This window comes from Bacillus sp. B28, assembly GCF_029536185.1.
GTDB lineage: Bacteria > Bacillota > Bacilli > Bacillales > Bacillaceae > Bacillus > Bacillus halotolerans.
Genome location: NZ_CP120511.1, coordinates 1,555,163 through 1,577,645, shown reverse-complemented (window position 1 = coordinate 1,577,645; position 22,483 = coordinate 1,555,163). Strand labels below are relative to the sequence as shown.

At 42.1% G+C, this 22,483-nt stretch carries 26 protein-coding genes and 1 pseudogene; 12 read left to right on the top strand and 15 right to left on the bottom strand.

Translation table 11 applies throughout. The annotated features are described in order from the left end of the window. The first annotated feature begins 104 nt into the window (after positions 1-104). Together P3L57_RS07990 and P3L57_RS07985 are read left to right on the top strand one after the other, a co-directional pair. Positions 105-734 carry a YhcN/YlaJ family sporulation lipoprotein gene (locus tag P3L57_RS07990; RefSeq protein ID WP_024121277.1) on the top strand — a complete coding sequence of 210 codons (630 nt, stop codon included), beginning with the start codon at positions 105-107 and terminating at the stop codon, positions 732-734. An 86-nt stretch (positions 735-820) separates the two neighbouring features. Beyond that, entirely contained in the window at positions 821-1,030 is a 210-nt protein-coding gene (locus P3L57_RS07985; protein ID WP_081638297.1) for a YlaI family protein, read from the top strand. A gap of 59 nt (positions 1,031-1,089) precedes the next feature. Here the strand turns inward: P3L57_RS07985 and P3L57_RS07980 are convergent, their stop codons facing one another. Together P3L57_RS07980 and typA are read right to left on the bottom strand one after the other, a co-directional pair. Further along, positions 1,090-1,407 (bottom strand): YlaH-like family protein, encoded by a 318-nt coding sequence (locus P3L57_RS07980; RefSeq protein WP_024121276.1) that lies wholly within the window; start codon positions 1,405-1,407, stop codon positions 1,090-1,092. A 55-nt stretch (positions 1,408-1,462) separates the two neighbouring features. Continuing rightward, positions 1,463-3,301, bottom strand: a complete 1,839-nt coding sequence (typA, locus tag P3L57_RS07975; RefSeq protein WP_010334118.1) for a translational GTPase TypA — start codon at positions 3,299-3,301, stop codon at positions 1,463-1,465. A gap of 111 nt (positions 3,302-3,412) precedes the next feature. Between typA and P3L57_RS07970 the strand changes: the two genes are divergently transcribed. Then, the gene (locus tag P3L57_RS07970) at positions 3,413-3,601 is read left to right on the top strand and encodes a YlaF family protein (RefSeq protein ID WP_010334117.1); all 189 of its coding nucleotides are present in this window, start codon (positions 3,413-3,415) and stop codon (positions 3,599-3,601) included. Between the two features lie 272 nt (positions 3,602-3,873). Continuing rightward, a complete protein-coding gene (locus P3L57_RS07965; RefSeq protein WP_069486495.1) occupies positions 3,874-4,479 on the top strand; it encodes a hypothetical protein in 606 nt (201 codons plus the stop codon). 44 nt (positions 4,480-4,523) lie between these two features. Here P3L57_RS07965 and P3L57_RS07960 read toward each other — a convergent pair whose 3' ends face one another. Next, a complete protein-coding gene (locus tag P3L57_RS07960; protein ID WP_044156016.1) occupies positions 4,524-4,817 on the bottom strand; it encodes an anti-sigma factor family protein in 294 nt (97 codons plus the stop codon). After that, positions 4,814-4,991, bottom strand: a pseudogene (locus tag P3L57_RS07955) (sigma factor-like helix-turn-helix DNA-binding protein); the annotation flags it as partial. The gene P3L57_RS07960 and the pseudogene P3L57_RS07955, both read right to left, overlap by 4 nt. Positions 4,992-5,336: 345 nt before the next feature. Here P3L57_RS07955 and P3L57_RS07950 point away from each other — a divergent pair. Together P3L57_RS07950 and P3L57_RS07945 are read left to right on the top strand one after the other, a co-directional pair. After that, positions 5,337-6,902, top strand: a complete 1,566-nt coding sequence (locus P3L57_RS07950; protein WP_044156018.1) for a M4 family metallopeptidase — start codon at positions 5,337-5,339, stop codon at positions 6,900-6,902. Between the two features lie 668 nt (positions 6,903-7,570). After that, entirely contained in the window at positions 7,571-8,485 is a 915-nt protein-coding gene (locus tag P3L57_RS07945) for a class I SAM-dependent methyltransferase (RefSeq protein ID WP_069486494.1), read from the top strand. Between the two features lie 99 nt (positions 8,486-8,584). Here P3L57_RS07945 and P3L57_RS07940 read toward each other — a convergent pair whose 3' ends face one another. From P3L57_RS07940 to P3L57_RS07930, 3 genes are all read right to left on the bottom strand, one after another. After that, on the bottom strand, positions 8,585-9,040 hold the full coding sequence (locus P3L57_RS07940) for a GNAT family N-acetyltransferase (protein ID WP_059335854.1): 456 nt from the start codon (positions 9,038-9,040) through the stop codon (positions 8,585-8,587). Further along, entirely contained in the window at positions 9,027-9,824 is a 798-nt protein-coding gene (gene suhB, locus P3L57_RS07935) for an inositol-1-monophosphatase (RefSeq protein ID WP_044156022.1), read from the bottom strand. Before suhB ends, P3L57_RS07940 begins: the two co-directional genes overlap by 14 nt. Positions 9,825-9,961: 137 nt before the next feature. Next, the gene (locus P3L57_RS07930) at positions 9,962-10,150 is read right to left on the bottom strand and encodes a hypothetical protein (protein ID WP_010334110.1); all 189 of its coding nucleotides are present in this window, start codon (positions 10,148-10,150) and stop codon (positions 9,962-9,964) included. Positions 10,151-10,388: 238 nt separating this feature from the next. Here P3L57_RS07930 and P3L57_RS07925 point away from each other — a divergent pair, with 238 nt between their 5' ends. Further along, on the top strand, positions 10,389-11,027 hold the full coding sequence (locus tag P3L57_RS07925) for a YktB family protein (RefSeq protein ID WP_059292842.1): 639 nt from the start codon (positions 10,389-10,391) through the stop codon (positions 11,025-11,027). A 37-nt stretch (positions 11,028-11,064) separates the two neighbouring features. On the opposite strand, the gene P3L57_RS07920 is transcribed toward P3L57_RS07925, so the two are convergent. Then, the gene (locus tag P3L57_RS07920; RefSeq protein ID WP_024121266.1) at positions 11,065-11,331 is read right to left on the bottom strand and encodes a UPF0223 family protein; all 267 of its coding nucleotides are present in this window, start codon (positions 11,329-11,331) and stop codon (positions 11,065-11,067) included. A gap of 185 nt (positions 11,332-11,516) precedes the next feature. Here P3L57_RS07920 and speA point away from each other — a divergent pair, with 185 nt between their 5' ends. Next, entirely contained in the window at positions 11,517-12,989 is a 1,473-nt protein-coding gene (speA, locus tag P3L57_RS07915; protein ID WP_069486493.1) for an arginine decarboxylase, read from the top strand. Between the two features lie 36 nt (positions 12,990-13,025). Here the strand turns inward: speA and P3L57_RS07910 are convergent, their stop codons facing one another. Next, positions 13,026-13,145 carry a GapA-binding peptide SR1P gene (locus P3L57_RS07910; RefSeq protein ID WP_010334106.1) on the bottom strand — a complete coding sequence of 40 codons (120 nt, stop codon included), beginning with the start codon at positions 13,143-13,145 and terminating at the stop codon, positions 13,026-13,028. Positions 13,146-13,579: 434 nt separating this feature from the next. Between P3L57_RS07910 and slp the strand changes: the two genes are divergently transcribed. After that, a complete protein-coding gene (slp, locus tag P3L57_RS07905; protein ID WP_024121264.1) occupies positions 13,580-13,954 on the top strand; it encodes a peptidoglycan-associated lipoprotein Slp in 375 nt (124 codons plus the stop codon). 48 nt (positions 13,955-14,002) lie between these two features. On the opposite strand, the gene lpdA is transcribed toward slp, so the two are convergent. From lpdA to P3L57_RS07880, 5 genes are all read right to left on the bottom strand, one after another. Further along, entirely contained in the window at positions 14,003-15,415 is a 1,413-nt protein-coding gene (gene lpdA / locus P3L57_RS07900; protein ID WP_044156025.1) for a dihydrolipoyl dehydrogenase, read from the bottom strand. A 4-nt stretch (positions 15,416-15,419) separates the two neighbouring features. Further along, positions 15,420-16,748, bottom strand: a complete 1,329-nt coding sequence (gene pdhC, locus P3L57_RS07895; protein ID WP_277617517.1) for a pyruvate dehydrogenase complex dihydrolipoyllysine-residue acetyltransferase — start codon at positions 16,746-16,748, stop codon at positions 15,420-15,422. A gap of 114 nt (positions 16,749-16,862) precedes the next feature. Continuing rightward, positions 16,863-17,840, bottom strand: coding sequence for a pyruvate dehydrogenase complex E1 component subunit beta (gene pdhB / locus P3L57_RS07890; RefSeq protein WP_014113660.1), 978 nt, complete (start codon positions 17,838-17,840; stop codon positions 16,863-16,865). Between the two features lie 3 nt (positions 17,841-17,843). After that, positions 17,844-18,959, bottom strand: a complete 1,116-nt coding sequence (pdhA, locus tag P3L57_RS07885) for a pyruvate dehydrogenase (acetyl-transferring) E1 component subunit alpha (RefSeq protein ID WP_024121261.1) — start codon at positions 18,957-18,959, stop codon at positions 17,844-17,846. Between the two features lie 408 nt (positions 18,960-19,367). After that, positions 19,368-20,039 (bottom strand): YkyA family protein, encoded by a 672-nt coding sequence (locus P3L57_RS07880; RefSeq protein ID WP_069486492.1) that lies wholly within the window; start codon positions 20,037-20,039, stop codon positions 19,368-19,370. Positions 20,040-20,256: 217 nt separating this feature from the next. Here P3L57_RS07880 and P3L57_RS07875 point away from each other — a divergent pair, with 217 nt between their 5' ends. Then, positions 20,257-20,412 (top strand): YjcZ family sporulation protein, encoded by a 156-nt coding sequence (locus P3L57_RS07875; protein WP_024121259.1) that lies wholly within the window; start codon positions 20,257-20,259, stop codon positions 20,410-20,412. 108 nt (positions 20,413-20,520) lie between these two features. Further along, positions 20,521-21,075, top strand: coding sequence for a peptide deformylase (def, locus tag P3L57_RS07870; protein ID WP_069486491.1), 555 nt, complete (start codon positions 20,521-20,523; stop codon positions 21,073-21,075). Between the two features lie 41 nt (positions 21,076-21,116). Here def and P3L57_RS07865 read toward each other — a convergent pair whose 3' ends face one another. Beyond that, positions 21,117-21,890 (bottom strand): Cof-type HAD-IIB family hydrolase, encoded by a 774-nt coding sequence (locus P3L57_RS07865; RefSeq protein WP_069486490.1) that lies wholly within the window; start codon positions 21,888-21,890, stop codon positions 21,117-21,119. A 381-nt stretch (positions 21,891-22,271) separates the two neighbouring features. Here P3L57_RS07865 and rnpZA point away from each other — a divergent pair, with 381 nt between their 5' ends. After that, on the top strand, positions 22,272-22,481 hold the full coding sequence (rnpZA, locus tag P3L57_RS07860; protein ID WP_010334097.1) for an RNA polymerase subunit omega 1: 210 nt from the start codon (positions 22,272-22,274) through the stop codon (positions 22,479-22,481). The last annotated feature ends 2 nt before the right edge of the window (positions 22,482-22,483 follow it).

The window sequence follows — 22,483 nt, the reverse complement described above, 5'->3', positions numbered from 1 at the left end:
TGAAAAAGGTGAACGCCTGCTAAAATATATGTTTTTGTGAATAAAGATAGAAGGTTAATTCAACAATAAAATTAATGAATGCATTTCAAGGAGGGAAACCGCAAGTGCGAATTCTTTTCATTATCATACAGCTCACACTCATTTTATCCGCCTGCGCTGTTCAACAGGGAAGACAGGAGCAAAATATTGAAAAAGAATCAACAAGACAGCAGGAAACAAAACCGATTCACGTAAAGGACACATCTCAGGAAACAAAAGACAATGGAACTAGAACTGATATTGCCAAGCATCTTGTCGGCGTTGCGGAAAAAGTGCCGGATGTCAAGGATGCGACAGCTGTTGTGCTTGGAGGATATGCTGTAGTAGGAATTGACGTCGACGATAACCTGGATAGAAGCAAAGTCGAAACCATCAAATACTCTGTGGCACAGGCTTTAAAAAATGATCGGCACGGCGCCAATGCAGTAGTGGTCGCTGATCCTGATACCGTCAGCCGTCTCAATGAAATGGGAAGAGAGATCAGTGAAGGCCGTCCTGTTACGGGGATTTTAGATGAACTGGCCGCGATTGTCGGCCGGGTGCTTCCGGAAGTGCCTAACGATGTGATTGACGATGAAGATGAACCGCAAACCAAGCAGCAAAACGATCAATTAAACAGAAAGCAAGAGAAGGAAATGGAAACGGAACAAAACGATCAATCTGATCATCATATGAAAAAGAATAATAATGATTAAGCTAGAGCCCTTTCGGCTTTAGCTTTTTCTTATTTTGGACAGCATCTGATCCATGATATAATACATATTAGAGTGAAAGAGGTGATATGATGAGGGTCCAATGTTCCATTTGCGATAAAATTGAAACGATTGATGATGAAACCCTGATCGCGAAACGGCTGAGAAACCGTCCGATCCATACATATATGTGCCAGGAATGCCATGACCGAATTGCCAAAAAAACAGAAGAACGGCTGAAAACCGGAAAGTTCACATTTCACCCGGGACAGCAGAAGAAAGAAAAAGTTAAAAAATAAAGCGGCAGCTATTCATACAGAATACAAAAAAAAGACTCAGCGAGATGCTGAGTCTTTTTTCATGATTTTGCGGACTGTTCCTTTTTCGACTGATACAGCCGAATTTTGTAAATGATTAAAATCAATGCAGCGACGACCAATCCCTCTGCCACAGGCAAAAATACACCGAGAAAAGTCAAAACAGTGCAGCCTAAAGCCAGAAATAAGTACACCACTGCGGATTTTAATACCGGAAGCCGTTTTGCAAATCCAAGCTTAAACACAATAACAGCTAAAACAAAAATGGTGCCATACAGCAGCCACATGCCTGCTGCTGGCTGCCGATCCACTTGATATAGAGCGGCAAAGAACGACAGGCGTTCGCTTACATCATTCAAAAAGATTCCCTCCCCTGCAGCGTACGGGTTCTATCTTTTCAAATTCTGCAAGGGATTAAGACAATCCTGCTGTTTTTTTCTTTTTAGCCGCTTTTTCACGTTCGTTTTTATTAAGGATTTTCTTTCTTAAACGGATGGATTCAGGCGTTACTTCGCAGTATTCATCTTCGTTTAAGTACTCTAAAGATTCTTCAAGAGACATGATGCGCGCTTTTTTAATTGTTGTTGTTTGATCTTTTGTTGCAGAGCGGACGTTTGTCTGCTGTTTCATTTTGCTGACATTGACAACAAGGTCGTTGTCACGGTTATGCTCTCCGACAATCATTCCTTCATAAACTTCAGTACCAGGTTCAACAAAGATCACACCGCGGTCTTCAATCCCTTGAATTCCGTAAGATGTCGCTTTTCCGTTTTCCATTGACACAAGCACACCTTGACGGCGTCCGCCGACTTGGCCCGCCTGCATCGGCTGGTAACTGTCAAACGTATGGTTCAGGATACCGAAGCCGCGTGTTAATGACAGGAACTCTGTTGAGTAACCGATCAATCCGCGGGAAGGCACTGTAAAGATTAAACGGACTTGGCCGTTACCGTTGTTAATCATATCGATCATTTCACCTTTACGCGCTCCCATTGATTCCATTACAGAGCCTGTATGCTCTTCCGGAACATCAATTTGCACGCGCTCTACAGGCTCACAGCGTACACCGTCAATTTCTTTGATGATAACTTCAGGTTTTGACACTTGAAGCTCATAGCCTTCACGGCGCATGTTTTCAATTAAAATAGACAGGTGAAGCTCACCGCGGCCAGAAACCACCCAAGCATCTGGAGAAGCTGTAGGCTCGACACGCAAGCTGACATCAGTCTGCAGCTGTGACTGAAGGCGCTCTTCAATTTTACGGGCTGTCACATATTTCCCTTCACGGCCGGCAAACGGGCTGTTATTTACGACAAATGTCATTTGAAGTGTCGGTTCATCAATACGAAGCACCGGAAGCGGTTCTTGATGCTCTACAGGACAGACTGTTTCACCGACGTTGATATCTTCCATACCGGAAACCGCAACGAGGTCTCCCGCTTTTGCTTCTTCAATTTCCACCCGTTTTAAGCCTTGGAAACCAAAGATTTTTGTCACACGGAATGATTTAGCTGTACCGTCAAGCTTCATAAGAGAAACCTGCTGACCGACTTTCATCGTACCGCGGAAAACACGTCCGATTCCGATACGGCCTACATAGTCGTTATAATCAAGAAGTGCAACTTGGAATTGAAGCGGCTCATCTGCATTCTCAACAGGTGCTGGAACATGCTTAATAATCGTTTCATATAAAGCTTCCATGTTTTCATCTTGCTGCTTAGGGTCAAGGCTCGCTGTTCCATTAATCGCGGAAGCGTATACCACCGGGAATTCGAGCTGTTCTTCATTTGCGTCAAGCTCGATGAACAGGTCAAGAACCTCATCGATAACTTCTTCAGGACGTGCGAAATCACGGTCGATTTTGTTCACAACAACAACCGGGTTCAAGTTTTGCTCAAGAGCTTTCTTCAAAACGAAACGAGTTTGAGGCATGCAGCCTTCATATGCGTCAACGACAAGCAGTACGCCGTCAACCATTTTCATAATCCGTTCTACCTCTCCCCCAAAGTCTGCGTGTCCAGGGGTATCCAAAATATTAATGCGTGTATCTTTATAGTTAATCGCAGTATTTTTCGCCAAAATTGTAATGCCGCGTTCGCGTTCAAGATCGTTTGAGTCCATTGCGCGTTCAGCAACTTGTTCGTTGGCACGGAATGTACCAGCCTGGTGTAAAAGCTGATCGACTAGAGTCGTTTTCCCATGGTCAACGTGGGCAATAATCGCGATGTTGCGAAGATCATTTCGAAGTTTCACTTTTTCATCTCCTAAAAAAATTAGATAACTTTCATATTATACCACACATCCTCTTTAAAAGCGTCACGTTTTTCTGTAAACTTATCATAAGACGTAAAAGGGGATGGAAATATGAAAAAAATGAATTGGCTTTTATTATTATTTGCATTTGCAGCGGTTTTCAGCATAATGCTGATCGGCGTCTTTATCGCCGAAAAAAGCGCGTGGGGCATTATCGCCAGCATTGTGCTCGTTTGCGCCGTTATGGGAAGCGGATTTACGTTAAAAAAGAAAATGCGCGAGCAAGGATTGCTCGATTAAAAGCTTATCCTTGCTAAAGACATTGTAATCAAAAACACCGCAAATGAATGCGGTGTTTTTTCGTTACGTAAGGCTTATCTCCCCTGTTTCCTAGGCGGGAAGAAGCAAAACAACATCCATTCATGGACAATCGTTCTAAATATGACACTTTTAACCAAACAAAAGTGGTTCGACATTGATATACACAAACTACCATAAAGCCTATTTCCCTCACACCATCCTCTCCCTATAATGGGATTTGTACCACAATTCACAAAAGGGAGAGACGAAACATGAAGAAACCATTTGTAAAAAAAGCCATACTTACAACTGCCGCACTGACCTCAGCCACCCTGCTTACTTTCGGACCTGATGCCGCAAGCGCAAAAACAGTTAATCACAGCACACCTGCTTTGCAGGAGACAATCACAAATGAAGACCTGAATACATTTTTCGATTTATTAAATCAATGTATATATGAAGAAGACGGAGTTTATTATTTCGACAGTGAAAAAGCTGTCGAGTTAGGAATGACTCAAGAAGAGGCTCAAATCATTACGAAATTGTGGGAATCGACATCTGAATTCTTCGATATTGTTTCACAATGTGTGTATGTTGAAGACGGCAGCTACAAATTTGATACAGAAAAAGCTGTTGAGCTCGGCTTCACAGAAAAAGAAGCACTCGCGCTTGACCAATTTTTCGCCGCTGTTTCCCTTAAAATTCATATTCTGCAGGCATCCATTGTTTCAGAAGATGGAGCGTACAGCTTTGATAAAGATGCAGCTTTAGAAGCTGGTGCGACACCGGAGCAGGCTGATTTTTATGAAAAGCTCTTCGGTGCACTGTCTCAAGAACAGCTTGCAGCCATCTACCAAATGCTTCATCCGCAAGCTTAATGTAATAAAAGCGCTTGTCCGTAAATCCGGCAAGCGCTTTTCCTTTATATCAGCAGTTTGATGATCAGCATCACAGCAAACACAGCTCCAAACCAGAAGGCTGCTTTAATAATCAGCAAACCATAGTATCTTTGTTTAAAACGGATTTCTTCTTCAGGCAGAAAAGCATCTTGAGGGGGCTGTTCATCTTTAAACTCAAAAGGCTCAGACATCTGTTCAAACATTTCTCTGCAGCTGCGGCAGGTGTTCATATGCTTTTCAATGAAGTTTTCCGTTTCTTTTTTGCAATCACCTTCAATATACAGAGGGAGAAGGTCTCTTACTAGAAAGCAGGTCATATCCGCTCCTCCTCTCTGCTTTTCGTCATGTTTTTCTTGAGCTCTAATCTAGCCCGGTGAAGTGTGGTTTTCACTTTCGAAAGGCTCCAGCCTAAGATTTCGGCGATTTCCTCATAAGAAAGCTCTTAAAATTAAAACGGATTGGTGCTGATCCTTTAGCTGCAGGAGCTCTTGCAGTATATCTGTTCAAAATGCAATACATAATGACTGAATAAATCAAACACGAACAACAATCCTTTACTTCTTATTAAGGCCTCATCAGGTTAGACAAGCCGCTTGTTAAAAAGTTTCAATAAAACCAAAAATTTCTGATCTCCCCCTTCGATAAAGACGACATAACTCTTGCAATTCATCCATCACATGACACTTGACTCATCTTGATATTATTCAACAAAAATAAACACAGGACAATTCTATCAATTTTGTCTAGTTATGTTAGTTTTTGTTGAGAATGCCAGATTGCTCGTTTAATATAACGATATAAAGATTTTTCAGTATTTTCAAAAAGGGGGATTTATTGTGGGTTTAGGTAAGAAATTGTCCGTCGTTGTCGCTGCTTCGTTTATGAGTTTATCAATCGGCCTTCCGGGTGTTCAGGCTGCTGAGAATGACCGGCTTAAGGAGAATCAAACAAACTTTCTCCCCAAAAGCGCCATTGCACAAACAGAGCTCTCTGCTCCAAATGACAAAGCTGTTAAACAGTTTTTGAAAAAGAACAGCAAAGTGTTTAAAGGCGATCCCGCCAAAAGACTGAAACTTGTGGAAAGCACAACTGACGATCTTGGGTACAAGCACTTTCGATATGTGCCTGTCATTAACGGAGTGCCTATTAAAGATTCGCAAGTGATCGTTCACGTCGATAAATCTGATAATGTCTATGCGATCAATGGAGAATTGCACAATCAGTCTGCTTCAAAAACAGAAAACAGCCAAAAGGTATCCTCTGACAAAGCTCTGGCACTCGCTTTTAAAGCCATTGGCAAATCACCAGACGCCGTTTCTAACGGAAGCGCAAAAAACAGCGATAAAGCAGAGTTAAAAGCGGTAGAAACAGAGGACGGCGGCTATCGTCTGGCTTACGATGTCACGATTCGCTATGTCGAACCTGAACCTGCAAACTGGGAAGTCTTAGTGGATGCCGAATCAGGCACCATTTTAAAACAGCAAAATAAAGTAGAACATGCAGCCGCAACAGGATCAGGGACAACACTAAAAGGCGCAACAGTTCCTCTGAATATTTCTTATGAAAGCGGCAAATATGTTTTAAGAGATCTGTCAAAACCAACCGGCACTCAAATTATCACGTATGATTTACAAAACAGACAAAGCCGCCTTCCGGGAACACTTGTCTCAAGCACAACAAATAAATTCACAACTTCATCACAGCGCGCAGCTGTAGATGCCCACTATAACCTGGGTAAAGTGTACGATTATTTTTACTCGACATTTAAACGAAACAGCTATGACAACAAAGGCAGTAAAATCGTTTCTTCTGTTCACTACGGCAGCCGTTATAATAACGCCGCTTGGACAGGGGATCAAATGATTTACGGTGATGGAGACGGCTCCTTCTTCTCCCCGCTTTCCGGCTCATTGGATGTGACGGCTCATGAAATGACACACGGTGTCACTCAAGAAACAGCCAACCTTGTCTATGAAAATCAGCCTGGGGCATTAAACGAGTCGTTCTCTGATGTGTTCGGTTATTTCACTGATACAGAAGATTGGGATATCGGTGAAGACATTACGGTCAGCCAGCCGGCTCTCCGCAGCTTGTCTAATCCGACAAAATATGACCAGCCTGACAATTACGCCAACTATCAAAACCTTCCGAATACAGATGAAGGCGATTACGGCGGTGTACACATAAACAGCGGAATTCCAAACAAAGCCGCTTATAATACCATTACAAGCCTGGGCATATCTAAATCACAGCAGATTTATTACCGTGCGTTAACAACGTACCTTACGCCTTATTCCACTTTCAAAGATGCGAAGGCCGCCCTCATTCAGTCTGCCCGTGACCTTTATGGCTCAACTGATGCCGCAAAAGTTGAAGCAGCCTGGAAAGCCGTCGGTTTGTAATGTCTAAACTGAAAAGCCTGAGATATCTCAGGCTTTTTCTTGATTTTCAAGTTTGTTTGTAAATCAGCAGCTGTTTCATGATAGCCGTACATATGACTACCTTGCCTCTGAACAAATCGCAGACAGTGTAAATACAAACTCGGTCATTATCCGCCAAATCAGCCGATTGTTAAAAAAATCGGGCTTCATTGATGTCAAAAGAGATTGTTGAAGAAGGTGAGCTTTTCCACACTCATAAAAACTCTCATCCCGACTGCTGGACCCGAACATTTAAACTGCAGGTTTTAGAGCTAGGCCCAAGCCGCTTATGTTCATCGCGAGGCGACTCCGCTTCTCATTATGTGCGGTGATCAGGATGACGTTGTTCTGTATAAGAAGCGCTGATTTATACAGGGCACTTACAAAAGCAGGTCATGATGAGTTATGTATAAAGTAAAAGGTGCCGGACATATCGGTTTACCCAAGACCATACACTTCGTATTGTAAAAACATTCTTTCATTCTCATTTAAACAGCCAAAAATTAAATAGAAGAATCTTACTCTTCCAACCTCAAATACATTGACAAAAATTTTTATTTATGCTATAATTTACTATTCATATAGTTGTGTGTATAATAAGGTTCTCCTGGCCGGGGGAATCTTATTTTTGTTTATCAGGAGGACATGGTATGAGGGAAAATGAATCCAGTTTAACTGCTTTGATATCAGCGTTTAGCCGAGCCTATCACAGTCAATATGATACACCTAAAATTTTTGACGATTATATCGCCAAAGACCTTATTTCTGAAAAAGAGTTTTCCGACATTAGTCAAAATATGATACAAGGCATACAGTTTTTCAATAAAGATATTGCCCAAAAGTTTCAAGATGACCCAGAGGAGATACTAAAGTGGATTACACAAGTCCAGCTTTCCCCTACGCCCTTAGCTCGAGCAGCATATTGTGAGAAAGTATTGCGCAACGAAGTGGTGCTGGGAGCAAAACAGTATGTCATTCTTGGCGCCGGATTAGATACATTCTGCTTCCGGCATCCAGAGCTGGAAGACAGCTTAGACATATTTGAAATTGATTACCCGGCTACACAGCAATTGAAAAAGAAAAGACTGGATGATGCAAGGCTTACTATTCCAGCGAATCTTCATTTGGTTCCTATGGACTTTACCAAAACGTTTTCCTTTCAGCCTCTCTTAGATGAAGGCTTTGATAACGAAAAAACGTTCTTCAGCCTTTTAGGAGTTTCTTATTATTTGACGAAAGAAGATAATCATAGCCTGCTTAACCATTTATTTGCCCGTGTCCCCTCAGGAAGCTCTATCGTTTTTGATTACGCAGACGAAACGCTCTTTGAAACAAAAGGAAAGTCGAATAGAGTTGAACATATGGTGAAAATGGCTTCAGCAAGCGGTGAACCGATGAAATCGTGTTTTACTTATCTTGAAATCGAAGAAGCATTAGATTCAGCTGGTTTACTCATCTATGAACATGTAACACCAGCCGAAATCAATGACCTTTTCTTCAAGAATCGAACGGATTATTTGTCAGCGTTTGAAACCATTCATTATATACATGCCGTAAAAAAATAACCCCCCTGGTTCTTCACCAGGCTCGCCTCTCAATCGATGGTGAAGGATTGGGAGGTTTTTTTGCGCATGAAAATAAGCTGCCGTCATGTATACGGCAGCTTAAACTAAAGGCTTTACCATGATTATGTACGGCTTATCTGCCTCATCTTTCTCCGTCTTGAGCTGTTCAAAGCCGCATTGGCTCAAAAACAGTATCCATTCATTCCGGTCAATCGGAACCGCTGTAAATAGTGCTCTATGTTTGTCTTGAAGCGATTGGCCGATCTGTTCAATGATCTTCCTGGCATGTCCCTTTCTTTCTTCAGCAGGATCAACCAGCACTGTTCCCAGCCATGGCTTTCCGTTGGAAGGAGCCCATTCGAGATGATAGCTGACGGCAACAGGCAGACCGTCTTTTTCCCAAACAAGCCATGATCCGTTATACATCGAGTAGGAGATCATATAGCTTTCTGCATCTTTTTCCCCAAACTCTTCCTTTTTCCAAACAGGATGAGCCTCCGCAATTTCCTCAAACCAACTGAGGTCATCCTGTTCAATTGGTCTATTTTTCAGCATGAAGATACTCTTCAAATATTGTTTTATGTATAGATGGGTTTCCAGCCAGCACACAGTGATTTTCTAAAAAAGTGAATGGTTCCCCTTCAGTCGTTGTATAAATGCCCCCTACTTCGTTTAACAGCACACAGCCAGCTGCGTAATCCCAAGGAGCAAGCCGCATTGTAATGTAAGCGTCAATTCTTCCCGCAGCGACGTTTGCCAGTTCTAAAGCGGCAGAGCCATAGGAGCGTGTTCCTCTCACCCTTTTCACAAGCGGTGCCAGCACACCCGGGTCAATTCTTCTGTTTTCCGTCACCCATGTCGCATTAATGGCTAGAATCGCTTCTTCAATAACGGTTTCCTTTAAAGGAGACAGCTTCGTATCATTCATATAAGCACCTTTACCGCTAAACGCGTGATACAGTTCATCATGCACCACATCGTAAATTAATCCGATTTTTCCTTTTCCATTTTCAAAAATACCGATTGAGATTGCAAAATTTCTTTGCTGGTGCACAAAATTCATCGTCCCGTCAATCGGATCGATAATCCAGACGACACCTTCCAACGAGTGAAGTTTGTCTCCTTGTCCTTCTTCTCCGAGTATGCGATGCCCAGGAAAGGTTTCTTGGATGCGGTCAATAAAAAACTTTTCCGTTTCCTTGTCAATATTGGTGACTAAATCATTCGGATTTGATTTTGTTTCAATTGTCAGGCTTTCGTGCATCGACTGTTTAATTCTTGCGCCTGCTTCTTTTATCCATTTCTTTGCAGTCTCATCAATTTCCGTCCAATTTGTCATTCATGCGTACCTCTTTTCTATGTAGGCCTTTATTTTATAGGATACTGATAACGGCGGTGAAAAAGCAAGGAAAATGAAAAATATGCCTTCTCACGTAAAAACGAACCATTCACGCGGTTCGTTTTCACTATAGCTTTTTACCCGTTGAGGCGAATCCATTCTTTTCTGAGACGTTCAAGTTTGTTTTTGCTTAGCTCAATTTGTTCGTCATTTTCCTTTTGCATTGCCTCATAAAGGGTTGCCAATTCATAATCAACCTCTAGTCTCCAGACAGCTACACGGTTGTTTTTCTCTTCCCTAAATCCCTCTTTCACAACTTGCCTCATTGTCTTTCGCCCCTTCCAGAGATCATTTGTTTTAAAAAAGCATCCCATTTTGCCATTCAACAATGATACTTCTTATATCCTATGATTCTTCTATTTACCTGTAACATGATTCTGAAAATTGTGTGTTTACCTATTCGTTTATTACCACATTCCCCCTCTCTTCAAACGCGTGCTCATCTTTTTGCTGCGCGTTCTAACTGTGATAAAATATGTATACTTAGCATGAAGGAGGAAAATCATGACACAAATGCGTTTTACTGAAGAAGACTTTAACACATTTACAATAGACGGCTTAGACGCGCGCATGGAGGTGTTAAAAGAGCGGGTTCGTCCGAAGCTGACTGCTTTAGGCGAGCACTTTGCCCCGACATTATCCGCTTTAACCGGAGATGAAATGTTTCCCCATGTGGCCAAGCATGCAAGGAGATCAGTCAACCCTCCTGCAGACAGCTGGGTGGCATTCGCAAACAGCAAAAGAGGCTATAAAAAACTGCCGCATTTTCAAATCGGCTTGTGGGAGAGCCATGTTTTTGTATGGTTCGCGATCATTTATGAGTCCCCTATAAAAGAAGAATACGGCAAATTGCTTGAAGCGAATCAAGACAGCGTTACAAATCACATTCCAGACAGCTTTGTTTGGTCTGCGGATCACACAAAACCGGGAGTCCATAAGCAGTCAGAAATGGACAAAGAACAGCTCAAGACATTGTTTGAACGGTTGCAGACAATAAAGAAAGCCGAGCTGTTATGCGGCATTCAGCTTCAAAAAGAAGAGGTGCTGAATATGAATAACCAAGAATTCCTTCAGCGAATCGACGGTGCCTTCCAGCAGCTTGCATTTCTGTACCGCTTAACCCAAAAAGTATCACAAGCATAAAAAAAGAGCCGGGACCTTTCATCCGGCTCTTTTCCTTTTACATCTTAATCTTTGCCTGGTCAGATTCCTTCGCCTGCTTGACCGTACGATAAGGAGAGTATGTACTTTGTTCCTCAAATTCGCCGCACAGCTTTTTTTCTTCAGCTTTTCCCGGCACAATTTCTTTGAATCGCCGATACGTCTTAAGCAGCTCTTCACGGTCGGCACCCTTTTCATAAGCCAGCTCAACCTGCTGGAAAAATGCAATCACATCCACTGCTTCTTCGGTTGTCCAATCTTCATTCATCGGATATTGGTATTCCATTTTCTTCACTCCTTATAGATTCGCTTTCCTTTTACAAAAAGCATCTTCATTTGATCATAAATTGTTCTTTACATTCTTTCAAGTTCATAATATAATTCATTTGTTTTACGTCTAAAAAACGGTTGAGAAACTGATTTTAATACACACTAATATGCATAGGTATTACTACAAAGGTGGGAAAACAATTGTCGCAACATGAAACACCCTTATACACAGGCCTGAAAAAGCACGCAAGCAGACAGCCTGTTCAATTCCACATTCCCGGCCATAAAAAAGGGGCAGGAATGGATCCGGAGTTCAGACAATTTATCGGTGAAAACGCGTTAAGTATAGATTTGATTAATATTGAACCATTAGATGACCTGCATGCGCCTAAAGGCATTATTAAAGAAGCGCAGGATTTGGCGGCCGAAGCTTTCGGCGCGGATCACACCTTTTTTTCTGTTCAGGGAACAAGCGGCGCAATCATGACAATGGTGATGGCTGTCTGCGGACCTGGAGATAAAATCATCATTCCAAGAAATGTGCACAAATCCATTATGTCAGCTATTGTATTTTCCGGAGCTGTCCCAATCTTTATTCATCCTGAAATTGACAATGAACTGGGCATCTCTCACGGCATTACACTTGAATCCGCTAAACGTGCGCTGAATGAACATCCTGATGCCAAAGGGCTTCTTGTGATCAACCCGACATATTTCGGGGTAGCTGCTGATTTAAAAAGCATCGTAGAACTAGCCCATTCCTTTGATGTGCCGGTTCTGGTCGATGAAGCACACGGCGTTCATATTCATTTTCACGACCAATTTCCGCTTTCAGCAATGCAGGCAGGTGCAGACATGGCTGCGACAAGTGTGCATAAGCTAGGCGGATCACTGACACAAAGCTCTATTCTAAACATGAAAGAAGGCCTTGTTTCTAAAGACAGAGTGCAATCGATACTCAGCATGCTGACAACCACGTCTACTTCTTATTTGCTTCTAGCCTCTTTGGACGTCGCCAGAAAACGGCTTGCGACAGAGGGCTATCAGCTTGCTGAAGAAACGTTGAAGCTTGCTAATCAGACGAGAGAACGTCTGAACCAAATTGACGGCATTTACTGTGTCGGTTCTGAAATACTCGGTTCTAAAGCGGCTTACAATTATGACCCGACAAAATTAATTATTTCAGTTAAAAACCTCGGGCTCACAGGACATGATGTCGAGAAGTGGCTGCGGGAATCCTTTAATATCGAAGTAGAGCTTTCAGATCTGTATAACATTTTGTGTATCTTCACACCTGGTGACAGCCAGAACGATGCAGACCGCCTTGTGGAAGCTTTACAAGAGATTGCACGTCAAATGTCAGCAAATGATGTTACGCATAAACAGACAAAGGTACTGCTTCCAGAAATCCCGTTACTGGCGATGACGCCGCGTGACGCTTTCTATGCAAATACAGAAATTGTTCCATTAAAAGAAGCAGCAGGACGGATTATCGCTGAATTTGTGATGGTGTATCCTCCTGGAATTCCTATCTTTATCCCCGGCGAGATTATTACAGAAGAAAACATCAGCTACATCTTCAAAAACATTGATGCCGGGCTTCCTGTTCAAGGACCGGAGGATTCTACTTTGAGCATGATTCGAGTCATAAAAGAGCAAAAAGCTATTCAATAAATACAAAAAGCATGCGGCTAAGCCGCATGCTTTTTCTTACTCTTCATCAAGAGGACACTGACATTGTCCGCAGCATGTACCGTATAACGTTGTAACCTTCTCATCCTCGAAGTAATGAATGGCTTCGTTACAATCTTGGCAAACAATCGTACCCATCTCTCATTCCCCATTTCTTTTAGTTTTGAAAACGCTTAATTTCTTTTGTTGGTATTATATTAATATGTCACATTTAAAATGTCAACAACAAATTGTATAACACATTTATTTCGAAAACTTTTAATGTAACATGTTTTTTCTTTTCGGTTCCATGAATTATCATCTTCTTAACAAACGCTTTCATTCGATACTTATGCTGAAAAGACATTGTGATTTCATGTTTTCGCGAACTTTTTTTGAATAGTGTAACGAAATTGCAAATGAGATTCGCGATGAATAATGTGTGACGTTCAGAGTATTGGGTTTAAAGAGATGCTATCTCTCTTTAAAAACGGTTTCAATTATATAACAATTAGGTAACAAGAAGCAGATGACGCGGTTACTCATGATAAACTAAAACTAGTTTACTATGGTTTATACAGAGGAGAAGATAGATGCGATATCGCGCGGTATTTCCCATACTGATGATAGTATTTGCTTTATCGGGCTGCACCCTTTCCACAATCAATCCAATAAAAAAAAGCCGAATTGACAGCATTCATCATACTCAAATCCTATTTTTTTCTGATGAAAATCAAATTGATCAAGAGGCGTCATATTATGATGCTCTGCTAGATTTAGAAAAGGATTATCCTGACCAAATAGATAAAATGAAGGTATACGATAACAGAAAAGGCTGGGAAGATGAAATCGAAACCGTCCCTACTCTCATGGTAGTTGATCAGCGGCATGTCGTTGTGAAAATAGAGGGATGTGTGAAAAAGAAAGAAGACATCATTAAACCATTACAGCATGTACTGTCTAAATAAATAAAACAGCCCTCGCTTACAGCGGGGCTGTTTGTTATGTCATCTCTATTATTTTACGATGTGAATCGGGCTTCCGATTGCAACTTCAGCAGCTTCCATTGTGATTTCACCCAATGTTGGATGCGCATGAATTGTCATAGCGATATCTTCAGCAGTCATGCCGCCTTCGATAGCTAAACTTAATTCAGAAATCATGTCAGAAGCGCTTGCGCCGGCGATTTGCGCACCGATTACAAGGCCATCCTCTTTACGAGTGATCAGCTTCATGAAGCCGTCAGTTTCGTTAAGAGAAAGCGCGCGGCCGTTTGCTGCAAATGGGAATTTAGCAGCAACAATGTCAAGGCCTTCTTCTTTCGCTTGTGCTTCAGTGTAACCGACTGATGCAAGCTCAGGCTCAGAGAAGACAACCGCAGGAATACCAAGGTAATCGATTTCTGCAGGCTCTCCAGCGATCGCTTCTGCAGCAATCTTACCTTCGTAAGATGCTTTGTGAGCAAGCGGCGGTCCTTCAATGATATCACCGATTGCATAGATGTTAGGTACGTTCGTGCGGCACTGTTTGTCAGTTTTGATAACACCGCGGTCAGTCATTTCAATACCGACTTGCTCAAGACCAAGCTCATCAGTATTTGGACGGCGTCCGACAGTAATCAGTACGTAATCAGCATCAACGGTTTTTTCTTCACCTTTTACTTCGAAAGTGACTGTTACGCCGTCAGCTTTTTCTTCAACGCCTTTAGCCATCGCGTTTGTATGGATTTCAACGTTGCCTTTTTTCTTCAGTCTGCGAGTTACAAGGGAACTCATTTGTTTTTCGAAGCCTGGAAGAATTTCATCTCCGCCTTCAAGAATAACAAGCTCAGTGCCGAAGTTTGCATACGCAGTTCCAAGCTCAGTTCCGATGTATCCGCCGCCGATAACAACAAGCTTTTTAGGAATTTCTTTAAGAGCCAAAGCGCCGGTTGAATTTAGGACACGCTCAGTATATTTGAAGTTTGGCAATTCGATAGGACGAGAACCAGTCGCAATGATTGCGTTTTTGAACGTGTATGTTTGAGCAGAATTCTCATCCATTACACGAACTGAATTGCTGTCTACAAAGTAAGCTTCGCCTTTTACTACATCTACTTTGTTGCCTTTAAGAAGACCTGCTACACCGCCAGTAAGCTTGTTAACAACAGAAGTTTTCCACTCTTGAACTTTTGTGAAATCAACTGTTACGTTCTCAGCAGTGATTCCCATGTCATCAGAATGCTTAGCATTCTCATAACGATGGCCAGCATTGATCAGCGCTTTTGAAGGGATACATCCAACGTTCAGACAAACGCCTCCAAGAGTTGCTTTTTCAACGACTGTTACTTTTTGTCCAAGCTGTGCAGCGCGGATGGCAGCTACATAGCCGCCAGGTCCCGCACCAATTACAAGAGTATCTGTTTCAATAGGGAAATCTCCTACTACCATAACATTACGCCTCCATTAAAATTAATTGTGGATCGTTCAGTAAACGCTTGATGTGATTTAGTGCATTTTGCGCAGTCGCTCCGTCGATCATACGGTGGTCGAAGCTGAGAGAAAGAGCTAAGACTGGAGCTGCTACGATTTCGCCATCACGAACAATCGCTTTTTCTGCAATGCGTCCGATACCAAGAATCGCAACTTCTGGATGGTTGATAACCGGAGTGAACCATTGTCCGCCGGCTGAACCGATGTTTGTAATTGTGCAAGATGCGCCTTTCATTTCAGCTGGAGCAAGCTTGCCTTCACGAGCTTTTGTTGCAAGGCTGTTGATCTCATCAGAAATTTCAAAGATCGCTTTACGGTCTGCATTTTTTACAACTGGCACAAGCAAGCCTTTTTCAGTGTCAGCAGCTATACCGATGTTGAAGTAATGTTTTTGGATTACTTCATCTGTTTTATCGTCAATTGACGTGTTTAAAACAGGGAATTTTTTCAGTGCAGATGTAAGAGCTTTTACAACGTAAGGCAAGTATGTCAGCTTGATGCCTTGATCAGCAGCAACCTGTTTGAACTGTTTACGATGTGCAACAAGGTTTGTTACGTCCACTTCGTCCATTAGTGTTACATGAGGAGCAGTATGTTTAGAGTTAACCATCGCTTTTGCAATTGCTTTACGGATACCGCTCATTTTTTCGCGAGTTTCTGGGAATTCACCCTCTGGAGCCGGTGCAGCAGCCGGTTTAGCAGCAGTTTCTTGAGGTGCAGCCGTTTCTTGCGGCGCAGCTTCTTGCGCTCCTCCGTTTACAAAGCTGTCGATATCTTCTTTCACAACACGTCCGTTGTTGCCTGAACCTGTTACTTTACGGATATCTACGCCTTTTTCACGAGCGTATTTACGTACAGAAGGCATAGCGATCACGCGTTTGTTCGGGTCAACTTCAGATTGGTCCTGCTGTCCTGCGCCAGTTTCTTTAGCAGGCTCTTCAGCACGCTCTTCTTTCGCAACATCTTGTCCAGCTTCACCAGTAGACTGAACTTGTGCTTCAGTTTTTGCGTCGCCAGACTCATCGCTGCCTTTAAATTGAAGGTCTTCGTAACCAGGTGCATCAAACGTAATGATCGTTTGTCCAACAGTTGCAACCGTTCCCTCTTCAACTTTTAATTCTAATACTTTTCCTTTAACAGGTGAAGGAATTTCTACTACTGCTTTATCATTTTGGACTTCCGCCAGTACATCATCTTCGTCAACCTCATCGTTAGGCTTGACAAACCATTTTACGATTTCGCCTTCGTGGATACCTTCCCCGATATCTGGAAGTTTAAATTCAAATGCCACAGTTCTCGACCTCCTAGTTTGATTAAGCAATTTTAAAGTTTACAACGTAAGCATTGAAAACAGATATATAATAGAGGGAAAACGTTCATCTTCCCTCTCGATTATGCAGTTTGATTAAAATTCAAGTACTTTTCTTGCTGTTTCAAGAACATCTTTATGGTTTGGAAGCCATACGCTCTCCGCTTGAGAGAAAGGAAATACTGTATCAGGCGCAGCCACGCGAAGTACAGGTGCTTCCAAGCTCAAGATCGCACGGTCATTAATTTCTGCTACTACGTTTGCAGCAATACCGGCTTGTTTTTGTGCCTCTTGAACAACAATCGCGCGTCCTGTTTTTTCTACAGATGCGATGATTGTATCAATGTCAAGCGGGCTTACAGTGCGAAGGTCGACAACTTCAGCAGAAATGCCGTCTTTTTCAAGCTCCTCGGCAGCTTTTAATGATTCATGAACCATTGCGCCGTAAGTGATGATTGAAAGGTCAGTACCTTCACGTTTTACGTCAGCTTTGCCAAGCTCAATTGTGTATTCTTCTTCAGGAACTTCCTGACGGAAAGAACGGTAAAGCTTCATGTGCTCTAAGAAAACAACAGGATCGTTGTCTCTGATCGCAGAAATCAAAAGTCCTTTGGCATCGTAAGGAGTTGATGGAATAACAACTTTGATACCAGGCTGTTGTGCAACAAGACCTTCTAAGCTGTCAGCGTGAAGCTCAGGAGTATGAACACCGCCGCCGAACGGAGAACGAATGGTTACAGGTGAAGTCCAGCGTCCGCCAGAACGGTAACGCATACGAGCCATTTGGCCAGAAACTGAATCCATTACTTCGTAAACAAATCCGAAGAATTGGATTTCCATTACCGGACGGAAGCCGTTTAAGCCTAAACCAAGGGCAAGACCGCCGATACCAGATTCAGCAAGTGGCGTGTCAAACACACGGTCTTCACCGAATTCTTTTTGCAATCCTTCTGTCGCACGGAATACGCCGCCGTTAACACCAACGTCTTCTCCGAAAACTAAGACATTTTCGTCATTTTTCAGTTCTGTGCGTAACGCATCCGTGATTGCTTGAATCATTGTCATTTGCGCCATGGCTTACTTCGACTCCTTCTGTGTATAAATTTCAAATTGCTCCTCAAGGTTATGAGGCATTTTTTCGAACATGATTTTCATTAAATCAGTTACTTTTTGCTTAGGCTCAGCATCCGCTTTTTTGATCGCCTGCTTAATTTCTTCTTTTGCATCCTCGATTACTTTTGTTTCTTCTTCTTCAGACCATAGGCCTTTGTTTTCAAGGAACGCACGGAAGCGTACAAGCGGATCTTTTTGCTCCCACTCGTTTTCGATTTCTTTTGTGCGATATTTAGTCGGATCGTCACCAGCCATTGTGTGCGGGCCATAACGGAATGTCAGTGTTTCAATCAGTGTCGGGCCTTCACCGTTAATCGCCCGTTCGCGTGCTTCAGCAGTTGCAGCGTATACAGCAAGCGGATCCATTCCGTCTACTTGTACACCCACAATACCGGCAGCTACTGCTTTTTGTGCAATTGTGCCTGCTGCAGATTGTTTTTCAACTGGAGTTGAAATCGCGTAACGGTTGTTTTGTACAACGAAGATCGCAGGTGCTTTATAAGCGCCGGCAAAGTTAATTCCTTCGTAGAAGTCCCCTTGTGAAGCTCCGCCGTCACCAGTGTAAGTGATTGCGACAGCTTTCTTACCGCGTTTTTTAAGACCTAGCGCAACACCGGCCGTTTGAATGTATTGAGCACCGATAATGATTTGTGGAGAAAGGGCATTCACATCATCAGGCATTTGGTTTCCTCGGAAATGTCCGCGAGAGAACAGGAACGCTTGATATAATGGAAGGCCGTGCCAGATTAACTGAGGCACATCACGGTATCCCGGAAGAACGAAGTCTTCTTTTTCAAGCGCGAAATGTGTAGCAATCTGAGAAGCTTCTTGGCCCGCAGTAGGAGCGTAGAATCCGAGACGTCCTTGACGGTTTAATGAGATAGAGCGCTGATCAAGCACACGCGTAAATACCATGCGGCGCATAAGCTCTTTCAATTGATCATCAGTTAAATCAGGCATCGCCGCTTCATTCACGACTTCTCCCTTTTCATTTAAAATTTGGAACGTTTCGAACTGCTTTTTAATGGCATCAAATTGCTTCTTACTATCAACGATTACTTTTTTCGTTTTTGCAGCCATACTAAAGTCACCTCTTCCTTTCTTTTAAACAGTCATTAGACGTGCATTCCTTTTATACATACAAACTTAGGGTACCCTAAAGTATCAGCAGTAAGTCGTATATATTTTAGCCGATCCCCAGTTTGCCGAAACCATTTATGTAGGATAGTTACACTCTGCTTTGAACTGTATTATTTCGAAGTTGTAAAAAACTAATACAACACCGCTTAACATGGATTAGTTTACACCATATAAAGAAGAACCGTCAATCGTTTTCATCGCTGATTTTCAATAAATGTATTCGCTTTACATTTTCTATAAAAAAACAGATGCAGCCTGTACCTCAAACTGTACTAGTATAACCTATCACACTGTACTACAATAGAAATTTAAATTTTGAATAGAATTTAAAAAAAGAGCTGATCATAGTCAGCTCTTTTTTATATGATAGCCTGCGGCGTCATATAAATCTTCGCGGGCTTTATTATATTTCTCCGTTTGCACATCAAATTCTCCGCTTTGTTTAAGGACTTTTTTATAAGATGCATTCGCTTTTTCAATCTGCTGATCAAGCTTATTCAGCGTCAAGTCTTTGTCTTTCAGCAGCTTATACAGTTTTTTATTAAGTTTAATCGCTTTTTCATATTCTTCAAACATAGAGCTGTATGCAGCATATCTTTTTTTCATATGATCTGCCGCAGTCTCGGCTTTTGCCTTGATGTGTTTATCCTTAATATTTTCTGCGGATTTTTTGGCTTCCTCAAATTCTGATTCGGATTTTTCGATGCTCTCATTTTCAAGCTTTAGATGTTCTTCTCGTTTATTTACATTCTCTAGCGCTTCGTCTGATAATGAAACGATTTTTTTATAATCATCCATATTGAGCTTGATGACATCATTGTAGAGAGCATGTTCTTTCTTCTCTAATTCTTCGAGCGTTTTCTGTTCTTCTTGAAACGGTTTTTCTAGATCAGCGACTTTTTCTAATGAGTCATGAAGTGAATCCAGCGGGTCCTGTCCCACACATCCGGTTAATAGTAAAGCCACAGCGCAAAAGGCTCCGATTTTCACACCGTAGCGCCGTTTTATTCTGTCTTTCACGTTAAATCCCCCAATCTTGACAATTTCTACTATAGAATCCATAGAGATATTTGACAATAGCCAGGTGGTTATCGCATGGCTTTCTGAGTAAAAAATAAGATCTAATCGTGAAAAATCAGGACAGATGACCATACAACTTTTTTGTTTTTACATAGGTTATTGTAGACGCTATGCCTACTACAAGGCTCTGGCGTAATTAAAAGAGGAGGTTATGTTCATGTACGGTTATGGATATGGTTACGGCGGAGGCTGCTGCAGTTATGGTTACGGATATGGCGGAGCAGGATATGGCCGCACATTTGCGTTAATCGTTGTTTTATTCATTCTGTTAATCATTGTTGGAGCTGCTTATTTAGGCGGAGGCTGTTGCTAATTACACAGTAAAACACTGACCAGCCTTTACGGCTGGTCATTCGTTTCGTTGCACCTTTACGAAGAAATCCGATATAATTTACATATTAAGCTTTAGGAGTGAAGTTTCTTGATTACTATGGAAAACATCGTGCGCGACGGCCACCCTGCCTTAAGAGAGACAGCAGAGCCTGTCGGGCTGCCTGCCACAGAAGAAGAAAAACAGCAGCTGGCGGATATGATTGAATTCGTAAAAAACAGCCAAAATCCGGAATTAGCTGAAAAATACAATCTGCGCCCCGGCGTAGGACTTGCGGCACCTCAAATTAATATTAATAAACGGATGATCGCAGTCCATGCAGAAGATGCTTCCGGGAAGTTATACAGCTATGCATTGTTTAACCCGAAGATCGTCAGCCATTCCGTTGAAAGAAGCTATTTAACAAGCGGTGAAGGCTGCCTGTCAGTTGATGAGGCAATTCCCGGCTATGTTCCGCGCTACGCTCGTATCAGAGTGAAAGGAACAACACTGGAGGGAGAACAAATAGACATTCGTTTAAAAGGATTTCCGGCGATTGTATTTCAGCATGAAATCGACCATTTAAATGGCGTTATGTTTTATGATCATATCGATAAAGAAAATCCATTTAAGGAACCTGAAAATGCGGTGGCGATTGACCGCTAAAAGAAAATATACGGCTGACACTATAAGTGCCAGCCGCTTTTTTATTTTAGCAAGCCTAATTCTTTAACAGCATAAGCAATTCCATCCTCGTCTACAGGCTTTGTTACAAAATCCGCAACTTCTTTTAATTCAGGAACGGCATTCCCCATGGCAACGCCTGTTCCGACAAACTGAATCATTTGCAGATCATTTAATCCGTCACCGAAGCCATATGTATCGCTGATATCAAACGGAAGGCGCTCGATTACTTTTTTAATCCCCTCCGCCTTTGATCCGCCGCGCGGCAGAACATCAGTCGAAAGCTCATGCCAGCGCACAAGATCGAATTCTGGAAAAGCCCCATAAACTTTTTCTTCTTCATCCTGGCAAAACAGCAGAAGCTGAAAAATTTCTTTTCCTTCATAGAAAAGCTCATCGGTTTCAGGATAGTCGGTTTTCAGGCTGCCGATTCCCTCTAAGACATGAGGATGGTCAGCAACAGTCGCTTTCATTGTATCTTCAGCCATAAATACAACCGGGTGGCTCCCTTCTCCCGCCTGCTTTAACAATCTTCTGATAGCTTCTTCAGGCAGCGGATTCTTATAAATCACTTCATTTTCAAAGACGACATACTGACCATTGTAAGAAATAAATGAGTGAATGCCTAACTCCTCTAAAATCGGCTTCACCAGAAACGGGGACCGCCCGCTGGCGATAAACACATGGTGTCCCTGCCTCTGAAGCTCCGCTACCGTTTTTCTTGTGCTTTCCGGTATCTTTTTGTCGTGATCATATATCGTGCCGTCAATATCGAAAAAAATTAATTTTGAGTCCATCGTTATTCCCCTTTATCGTCTAAATCTGCAATTCCCACACTCATCATACAAAAAGATTTCAGTTCAGCAAACTATTTCCCTCAAAAACAAAATAAAATTCCATTAATATCCACGAAAAGTCCGTGCTAAACTCCGTATACTATTTGTATAAAACAGCCTTGGACAAGTATCAATCGAAGGAGGGACCACGTTATGCTTCGGAAATTAAAAAAGAAACTCAGAAGACAGTGGAACGGAATGCTCCGCAGGAAAGCCATTGCCTGATAAGGGATCTGTCCCTTTTTGAAAGGTCCTTATTTTGCTCAAGACTTTCCTTATATTCCGTTTTCGAATATAATAGAATAAGCGAGTCTAACATACGGCATTTAAGGAGAGATTTGGATGATTTATAAGGTATTTTATCAAAAAAAAGCTGAGGAAGTACCTGTTCGGGAAAAAACAGATTCACTTTATATTGAAGGCGTATCAGAGCGTGACGTCAGAACGAAACTGAAAGACAAGAAATTTAATATTGAATTTATCACACCTGTTGACGGTGCTTTTTTAGAATATGAACAACAGAGTGAAAATTTTAAAGTATTGGAGTTATGAGC

Excerpts from the sequence above, each read along its gene's own strand:
- P3L57_RS07965 (WP_069486495.1), top strand. The coding sequence starts at position 3,874 with ATGAAGAAACCATTTGTAAAAAAAGCCATACTTACAACTGCCGCACTG.
- P3L57_RS07970 (WP_010334117.1), top strand. The coding sequence starts at position 3,413 with ATGAAAAAAATGAATTGGCTTTTATTATTATTTGCATTTGCAGCGGTT.
- P3L57_RS07985 (WP_081638297.1), top strand. The coding sequence starts at position 821 with ATGATGAGGGTCCAATGTTCCATTTGCGATAAAATTGAAACGATTGAT.
- P3L57_RS07945 (WP_069486494.1), top strand. The coding sequence starts at position 7,571 with ATGAGGGAAAATGAATCCAGTTTAACTGCTTTGATATCAGCGTTTAGC.
- P3L57_RS07865 (WP_069486490.1), bottom strand. The coding sequence starts at position 21,890 with ATGGACTCAAAATTAATTTTTTTCGATATTGACGGCACGATATATGAT.
- slp (WP_024121264.1), top strand. The coding sequence starts at position 13,580 with ATGCGATATCGCGCGGTATTTCCCATACTGATGATAGTATTTGCTTTA.
- P3L57_RS07925 (WP_059292842.1), top strand. The coding sequence starts at position 10,389 with ATGACACAAATGCGTTTTACTGAAGAAGACTTTAACACATTTACAATA.
- pdhA (WP_024121261.1), bottom strand. The coding sequence starts at position 18,959 with ATGGCTGCAAAAACGAAAAAAGTAATCGTTGATAGTAAGAAGCAATTT.
- P3L57_RS07910 (WP_010334106.1), bottom strand. The coding sequence starts at position 13,145 with ATGGGTACGATTGTTTGCCAAGATTGTAACGAAGCCATTCATTACTTC.
- P3L57_RS07920 (WP_024121266.1), bottom strand. The coding sequence starts at position 11,331 with ATGGAATACCAATATCCGATGAATGAAGATTGGACAACCGAAGAAGCA.
- P3L57_RS07930 (WP_010334110.1), bottom strand. The coding sequence starts at position 10,150 with ATGAGGCAAGTTGTGAAAGAGGGATTTAGGGAAGAGAAAAACAACCGT.
- rnpZA (WP_010334097.1), top strand. The coding sequence starts at position 22,272 with ATGATTTATAAGGTATTTTATCAAAAAAAAGCTGAGGAAGTACCTGTT.
- P3L57_RS07960 (WP_044156016.1), bottom strand. The coding sequence starts at position 4,817 with ATGACCTGCTTTCTAGTAAGAGACCTTCTCCCTCTGTATATTGAAGGT.
- P3L57_RS07875 (WP_024121259.1), top strand. The coding sequence starts at position 20,257 with ATGTACGGTTATGGATATGGTTACGGCGGAGGCTGCTGCAGTTATGGT.
- P3L57_RS07940 (WP_059335854.1), bottom strand. The coding sequence starts at position 9,040 with ATGCTGAAAAATAGACCAATTGAACAGGATGACCTCAGTTGGTTTGAG.
- suhB (WP_044156022.1), bottom strand. The coding sequence starts at position 9,824 with ATGACAAATTGGACGGAAATTGATGAGACTGCAAAGAAATGGATAAAA.
- lpdA (WP_044156025.1), bottom strand. The coding sequence starts at position 15,415 with ATGGTAGTAGGAGATTTCCCTATTGAAACAGATACTCTTGTAATTGGT.
- pdhB (WP_014113660.1), bottom strand. The coding sequence starts at position 17,840 with ATGGCGCAAATGACAATGATTCAAGCAATCACGGATGCGTTACGCACA.